We start from the raw sequence: 7252 nt of genomic DNA on the forward strand, positions 1-7252 counted from the left end.
TTGAAGGTTGCCGAGGGGCGGACCGCGCCACGCGACCGAGGGGACGTCACCGGTCGCCCAGCCGCTCGCGCGCGGCATCGAGGAGCAGCCTCTGCTCCGTCGCCGCGATCGTCTCGCGCACCCGGGTCACGGCGTCGATGTTGGCCGACACGGAGGAGATGCCCCAGCGGACGAGCTTCTCCACGAACTTGGGGTTCGATCCGGCCTGCCCGCAGATGGACGTCTCGACGCCGCGCTTGCGGCACGCTTCGATCGTCATCTGGATGAGCTTGCCCACGGCGGGGTGGAACTCGTCGTACAGGCGTGCGACGTGCTCGTTGTTGCGGTCGACGGCAAGCGTGTACTGCGTGAGGTCGTTCGTTCCAAAGCTCACGAAGTCGAGCCCCTCGTCGAGGATGGCGTCGATGGCAAGCGCGGCGGCTGGGATCTCGACCATGATGCCAAAGGCCACCTGCTTGTGGGGCTCAAGCCCGACCTCGCGCAGGAGGTCCTTTGCGCGCCGCACCTCCTCGGGGCTCTGGACAAGGGGCAGCATGATGCCGACGTTCTTCAGGCCCTTTGCGTGCAGGCGCTTGACGGCCTCGAACTCGGCGAGGAGGAGGTCGGTCTGCTCCAGCCCGCGGCGGATGCCGCGCCACCCGAGCATGGGGTTGTGCTCGCGGGGCTCGTCCTGTCCGCCCGGGAGCAGCCGGAACTCGTCCGTGGGCGCGTCGAGCGTGCGGACCCACACGGGCCGCGGGTACATGGGCTCGGCGACCTTGCGGATGTTGTCGACAAGGTAGTTCACGTACTCCTCGCGCTTGCCCTCCTTCACGAACTGGAGGGGGTGCTTTCCCAGGCCGAGCACGATGTGCTCGATGCGGAGGAGACCCACGCCGTCGGGCGACACGGCCATGGCGCGTTGGATCGCCTCGGGCATGCTGATGTTGACCTTGACGCCCGTGGCCGTGACGAGCTTCTGCGCGACGGGCGCGACGGCGGCGGCAGGCGGCGGCGCGGCGGCGGGCTTGGCGGTCCGCTCGGCGGCGCCTTCGGCGACGAGCCCCTTCTCGCCGTCCACGGTGACGACGAGGCCTTCCTTGAGCAGCGTCGTCGCCTTCTTCGTCCCGACCACGCAGGGGATGCCAAGCTCGCGCGAGACGATGGCGGCGTGGCAGGTCATTCCGCCTTCGTTCGTGACGATGGCCGCGGCTCGCTTCATGGCGGGCACCATGTCGGGCATCGTCATGGGCGTCACGAGAACGTCGCCCTCCTTGCAGCGGTCGAGCGCTTTGGCGTCCGTCAGGATCACGACCTTGCCCGAGGCCGTGCCCGGGCTTGCGCCCAGTCCCTGGAGGAGGATCTTCTCGCCGCCGGCGGCGGCCGCATGCGGCGCCGGCGGGGGCGCCTTGGACGGCTGCTTGATGGTGGTGACGGGGCGCGTCTGCAGAAGATAGAGTTCCGTTCCTTCGAAGGCCCACTCGATGTCCTGGGGCGATCCGTAGTGCTTCTCCACGCTTTTCCCGAGCTTCACGAGGCGGCCGATCTCCTCCTCGGAGAGCACGCGTCCCATCTTCTTGTCGGCGGGCACGGGCACGGTCGCGGTCTTTCCATCTTTGCCGCGCACGAACATCGTGGTCTTGCTCATGATGTTCGACGCGAGGATCTTGCCGTCCGGGGCGGCGACGTAGTTGTCGGGCGACACGACGCCCGAGACGACCCCTTCACCCAAGCCCCAGGAGCCTTCGATGACGAGCTTGTCCTCGCCCGTCGTGGGGTGGCGCGTGAACAGGACGCCGGCCTTCTCCGCGTCCACCATGCGCTGGACGACGACGGCGATGCGGACCTTGTCGGTCTCGAACTTCTGTTTGGCTCGGTAGAAGATGGCTCGCGGCGTGAACAGCGACGACCAGCACCGCTGCACGTGGGCGACGACGTCTGCTGTGCCCTTGCAATTGAGGAACGTCTCCTGCTGGCCGGCGAAGCTCGCCTCCGGCAGGTCCTCGGCCGTCGCCGACGAGCGCACGGCGACGAAGGCGTCGCCGCCCGTGGGCTTCGAGAGGCTCGCGTAGGCGTTGGCGATCTCCTGCTCGAGGGCCTTGGGCATGGCCGACTTGTGAAGAAGCGCGCGGATCCGGTCGGAGGCCTCGTGGATCGCCTTGTTGTCGTCCACGTTCACGCCCTTGAGCATCTCGCCGATCTTGGCGTGAAGGCCCGTGTCGCGAAGGAACTCACCGTACGCGTCGGCGGAAACGACGAAGGCGGGAGGGACGGGGAACCCGACCTGGGTCATCTCCCCGAGGTTGGCGCCCTTGCCGCCGGCGGTCGCGACGTCGTTTCTCCCGATCTCCGTAAGCCACAGAATGCGTTTCATCGTCCACCCGCCAGTTCGCGGATCCAACTGCTCTTCTTGCGATCGTAACCGATCATGGCCGCAAGCGCGACCTCGTCGGCGGTCTCCTTGGAAAGGCGCAGGCTCTTGGCCACGCGGGCAAGCCAAGCCCCGTCGGGAGGAAGCCCGAGGGCCTCGGTCTCGGCCACGTGCTCGCGCGTCGCGTCCGACAGCGCGGCGATGGCGGAAAGGCGCTGCACGACCTCGAGCGTGGGCTTCAGCCGGTCGCCCTCGATGCGCGAGAGCGTCTCGCGCGCGATGCCCAGAAGCTCGGCGAGGCGTTCCTGCGTGAAGCCGCAACGTTCCCGCAAGCGGCGGATTTCCGCTCCCGGGGCGGGCGCAAGGACAAGGCGCCCGGCGATGTCCGTTTGCAGCCGCTCGGCCTCCGTGGAAACCACGGGTTGACCGTACGGTCACAAGGTAGAAAGCTCTTTTGCCGAGGGCGAAATCGAAGGTGACCTTTACGTCACAAAGCGGCAGCTTGTGAGGTTTGTCCTAGCGTGCGGCGGGGGCTTCCTCTTCCGCCGCATGGTCGCGCATGTGCTCGGCGCCCTTCTGGACGACGATGTCGCAAGGCGTCGGAAGCTTCGTGTTGGCTTTGCGGAGGGACTCCTTGGCCCACTTCGCGTGCTCGGCCTTGACGCCGACTTCGATCAAGACTTGGCCCGGCTCGACGCGCGCGGCCGTGCCGATGGCCTTTCCGAAGGACTGGCGCATGCCTTGCGACACGCGATCGGCACCGGCGCCGGAGGCCTGCTTGTTCTCGCGCAGGACGTGGTGCGGGTAGACGCGGATCTTCAGGTTGTAGCCCGTGGCGCCCGTGTACTTCATGAGGACGCGGTTCGTGCTCACGCGCGCGGCCTCCAGCGCGTTGTGCCGGATCTGGCAGCGCTCCTTGGCCACAAGCGCAAGGCGGACCGGGAAGTCCGTCGTCTTGTCGCCAAGGTCGAATTGCGTGATGCGGCTGCCCGGCACGCCGCCCATGTACTCGCGGCGCGTGTACGCCATCTGCGTGATCCAGCGATACATCGAACCGGGCTTGCCGGGCATGGGGAACCAGGCCGAGACAGTCGGTTGCCCTACTTAAGCGTTCTGTCGCCGGCTAGCCACTGTACACGAGCGAGAGCGAGATTCCCGCCTGCTGGGCCATGGATTTCGCCTTTGCGATCGTCGTCCCGTGCTTGATGCCCGGTAGGCTGATGACGACTGCGCCAAGGTCGCTGTGCGTGTGGATGCCCACGGGCGCAAGGCCGCGCACGCCCGTCTGCGTGTTGACCTGGCAGGTCACGACGGCCGAGCCGGAGTCGCCGGAGATGGTCGCGCCGGCGTAGGTGAACGACCCGGCGGCGTCGCTTTGGCCGATGCCCACGCCTGCGCGGGCCATCGTGGCAAAAGTCTCTCCCATGACCCAGCCGACGCCGTAGTGGCAGAGGGTCTGCCCGAGGGTCGAGCGCCCGTCGGGTCCCGCCACGGGTCCTCCCCACACCGGAAGCGACGGGCGCACGAGCGTCCACAGCGAAGGCGGGATCTCCACGATTCCGAAGTCGTTGCCCACCGCCGCGCCGTTCTCGCTCTGGCGCGCGTAGGCCACCTTGCCAAGCGTCACGAGGTTGCCGGCGACAAAGCCGCCCGTCGCGCCGCCGAAGAGGCAGCTTGACACGCACACGCGGACGACGACGCCGCTTGCGTTGAAGTCCGCGCCGGGTCCGTGCGTGGCCGTCCGGTCGGAGGGCAGGAAGCAGTGCCCGGCCGAACCGAGGTAGCGCTTCACGCCGTCGGTCCAGACGAAGTTCGCCGTGCACATGCCTCCGTTGATGAAGATCTTCGATCCGGGTCCGATGCCCGTGGCCGCCGAGGGCACGGGAAAGCCCGGCGGAGGCGAGCTCGTCGTGGTCGCGCACGCCCCCTGGCTTGGCGCGCTCTCGCCCGCGACGTTCGAGGCCGTGACGTTGTAGCAGAACGTCTGCTGGTTGGGCAGCCCGTCGTGATAGAAGAACGTGTTCGTCGTGTTGGCGACAAGGGCGCCCGCGCGGTACACGGAATACTGCTGGACCGCCGCGCCGCCGTTGCTCGCCGGCGCCTGCCATTCGAGGTAGATCGCTCCGTTTCCTCCCGAGGCCGTGACGTTCCGCGGCGGCGTGGGCGGATTGGGCTGGACGGGGGTCGCCAGGCGCGCGGACACTTCGTTGCTTGGCGGGCCCTCGCCCACGCCGTTTACGGCGGCGACCCGATAGAAGTACTGCGTGCCCGCCAGGACGTCTGCGTCGTGGAAGTTGCGCGCGGAGGCCGGAAGCGTCGCCCGCGGCGCGAGGTTGCCGCTTGCGGTTCCACGGTAGAGCTGGTAGGAGAGGATGTCCGAGCCGCCGTTGCTGGCCGGCGCGTTCCAGGTGACCGTGATGCGCTCGAGGTTGCCCGAGGCGGCGGGGTTCAGGGGCTCGCTCGGGACGGTGAAAGGCGTGTTGAATCCGACCACGTAGGACCCGGGCTCCGTGTCGTCGTAGAAGGTGAGCGTGCTGCGCACCTCCGAGGCGGCCGTCGGCGTGGAGGTGACGGCGGCCGTGATCTGCAAGAGCTCCGTGCCGTCGGCTGGGTTGCCAAGGAGCGACCGCGCGATCGTGAACCGAAGCTCGGAGCCGAGCCAATCGACGACGATGGCGGTGCCCGAGATGCGAGCGGTCTCGGGAACGGCGCGCCAGAGCGTGCCGCCCGTCACCTGCCCCGAGGGCGCGTAGGAGGCGGTGGCGTAGTACGAAAGCCCGCCCACCACGGTGAATCCGAGGCGGTAGCGGACGATCGTGGGGGGAGGCTGCGGGTCCTGGACCTTGACGAAGAACCGGAGCAGCGTCGGCTCGGTGCGCGCGCCCACGCGCAGGACGTCGGTGGCCGGCCCAAAGGCGTCGAGGTGGTCGCCCTCGTCGTCTTGGACAACCTCCGCGCCCGTGCCGGACGTGGCCGCCTGCGTGGAGGGCGCCGGAAGGGTGGAGACGAAAAGCAGGAGCGCAAGACCGATGGCTACTCCTGGCGACCGCACGCGCAAGCCTCCGACGGCTCGAACGACGGACTGAGGCTATTTAAGGAATCTCCTTAGAGTCGTTTCGAATCGATTCCTGCGCAATTGCGCAGTAAAACTAGGCGGAGGCAAGGCCGGGGGCCGCAACGGGCGCCGGGTCGGCCTCGCCGGCCGTCGTGCGCATCATCGCGTCGAGGTTCTCGCCCGGATAGTACTTCACGTGCCGCCAGTCGCGCTCGCTCTGCACGAGCGAGGCTTCCTGCATGCGTCGCAGGTACTTGCTTGCGACCGGCGGGGAGATGCCGAGGTTCTCGCACACGTCCTTCTGCGCCGCGCCGGGGTTGTCCCGGACGAACGAAGCGATGCGCAGGCTCACGTCGTTGCGAAGGATCGAGATCGCCTGCGCGTTCTGCGGCGCGACGGTGCCGTTCGCAAAGTAGCGGCGGTTGGAGCCGAACTTGCGCGACACGACGAGCTTCTCCTTCTCGAGACGCGCCAGGTGGTACACGGTCGTGCCCCACCCGACGCCCGCCTCGGTGGTGAGCTCCTGGATCGTCATGCCCGGGGCGGTTTGGATCTTCTGGTAGATCCGCTCGCGCACCTCGTGGTCGAGCACGTCGTTGCGGCGGATGCGCGAGTACAGGGGGGCAAGGAGCAGGAAGAGGCCGTGGCGCACGGGCTCGAAGGCGACGGCGGCGCCGGCAAGTCCGGCGGCGGCCGCGGCGGCGGCCGGAAGCGCCGCCTCCACGTGCGGCGGAAGGAAGGCACCCGCGCCCGTCCCGGCGGAAGCGTCCGACATCGTGGAGACGGAGGCTTCCTCGGTTCCGGCGGCAGAGCCTTCCGAGGAGACGCCAAGCGAGAGGCCCGGCAGCGAGAGGTCGATGCTTGGAAGCGGGAGCAGGCGCAGGTCGTGCGCGAGCGAGACGGAGCTTCCGGCCTTGGCGTGGCCTCCGATCTCGACCCAGCCCGTCGCGGCCTGCGCGGCGCCTGCCGCCAGCGCAAAGCCGGCGACGAGTGCGAGCGCGTACACGGAAGCGTTTCTCACGTTCGTCCCATCCCAACCGCAAGGCGCTCGAGGCGCGCCCTGCGCTCCCTCCTGCCCGCGGCGTTCCGCGGGCTCCCCATTCCGACCGAAGCTCTGTCGGAGGAGGGTATTTGGGCTTTGTGTATGGCCCCGTGAAACGAGGGAACCCGGCGCTCACGGGACTTTGCACCCGGGCCCCCGGGCACCGGGCGTCGTCCGAGCACAAGAACCGGAGGGCGGCGCATCGTCTGTGCCCTGCTTCTTGTCGCGCGCGCATACATACATGCCGGGCGGGGACTCGGGCTCGTTTCACGGCGGCATCCAATCTGGCTATAAGCGGGCCGGTCGAGGATTGTGCTAGGTGTCTGTCATGAAGCGGATTGGGATGCGCTTTGGCCGGGTCGGATTGGGAACGCTTGCACTGATCGCCTTCGTTGCGATCGCTCCAGGTGCGTACGCGCTTGGCGCGGGGGTGTCCACGGGCGGGTACGCCGGCGTGGACGCTCGCGCGTCGGGTTCGCTCGACACGTCGATGGACGCCTACGGCGAGGCAAGCGGTGCGCTCGATGGCTCGGTGCGCGGCGACGCGTACGCGTACGCCGAGAGCCGACTCTCCTCGCGCGCGCACGTGGACGCCGACGCCGACGTCGACACGCGCCCCACCCTTCGCGCAGTCGGAGACGCCAAGGCTCGCGTCGAGGGCCAAGCCCGCGCGACGCTGGACGCCTCCGCCCGCGCGGCCGCCTACGCCCGCGCGGACCTCGAGAGCAACGTGCAGGCAAACGCCCGCGCCACGATGCAGGCCAAGGCCAGCGCCGAAGCGCAGGTGAAGGCCCGCGCCGACGCG

General features: G+C 68.7%; 6 protein-coding genes. 1 reads left to right on the forward strand and 5 read right to left on the reverse strand.

The annotated features are described in order from the left end of the window. Positions 1-46 precede the first annotated feature (46 nt). The 5 genes from ppsA to VM681_07645 form a co-directional block, all read right to left on the reverse strand. On the reverse strand, positions 47-2353 hold the full coding sequence (gene ppsA / locus VM681_07625; GenBank protein HVL87851.1) for a phosphoenolpyruvate synthase: 2307 nt from the start codon (positions 2351-2353) through the stop codon (positions 47-49). Further along, positions 2350-2769 carry a helix-turn-helix transcriptional regulator gene (locus VM681_07630; GenBank protein ID HVL87852.1) on the reverse strand — a complete coding sequence of 140 codons (420 nt, stop codon included), beginning with the start codon at positions 2767-2769 and terminating at the stop codon, positions 2350-2352. Before VM681_07630 ends, ppsA begins: the two co-directional genes overlap by 4 nt. A gap of 97 nt (positions 2770-2866) precedes the next feature. Next, positions 2867-3421, reverse strand: coding sequence for a 50S ribosomal protein L16 (locus VM681_07635; protein ID HVL87853.1), 555 nt, complete (start codon positions 3419-3421; stop codon positions 2867-2869). A 52-nt stretch (positions 3422-3473) separates the two neighbouring features. Beyond that, positions 3474-5402, reverse strand: a complete 1929-nt coding sequence (locus VM681_07640) for a fibronectin type III domain-containing protein (protein ID HVL87854.1) — start codon at positions 5400-5402, stop codon at positions 3474-3476. A 97-nt stretch (positions 5403-5499) separates the two neighbouring features. Next, positions 5500-6426 carry a winged helix-turn-helix transcriptional regulator gene (locus VM681_07645; GenBank protein ID HVL87855.1) on the reverse strand — a complete coding sequence of 309 codons (927 nt, stop codon included), beginning with the start codon at positions 6424-6426 and terminating at the stop codon, positions 5500-5502. A gap of 349 nt (positions 6427-6775) precedes the next feature. Here VM681_07645 and VM681_07650 point away from each other — a divergent pair. Next, the coding region (locus VM681_07650; GenBank protein ID HVL87856.1) for a hypothetical protein at positions 6776-7252 on the forward strand (477 nt) is incomplete at its 3' end.

The sequence above is a fragment of the Candidatus Thermoplasmatota archaeon genome, assembly GCA_035541015.1.
GTDB lineage: Archaea > Thermoplasmatota > SW-10-69-26 > JACQPN01 > JAIVGT01 > DATLFM01.

Excerpts from the sequence above, each read along its gene's own strand:
- VM681_07635 (HVL87853.1), bottom strand. The coding sequence starts at position 3,421 with ATGCCCGGCAAGCCCGGTTCGATGTATCGCTGGATCACGCAGATGGCG.
- ppsA (HVL87851.1), bottom strand. The coding sequence starts at position 2,353 with ATGAAACGCATTCTGTGGCTTACGGAGATCGGGAGAAACGACGTCGCG.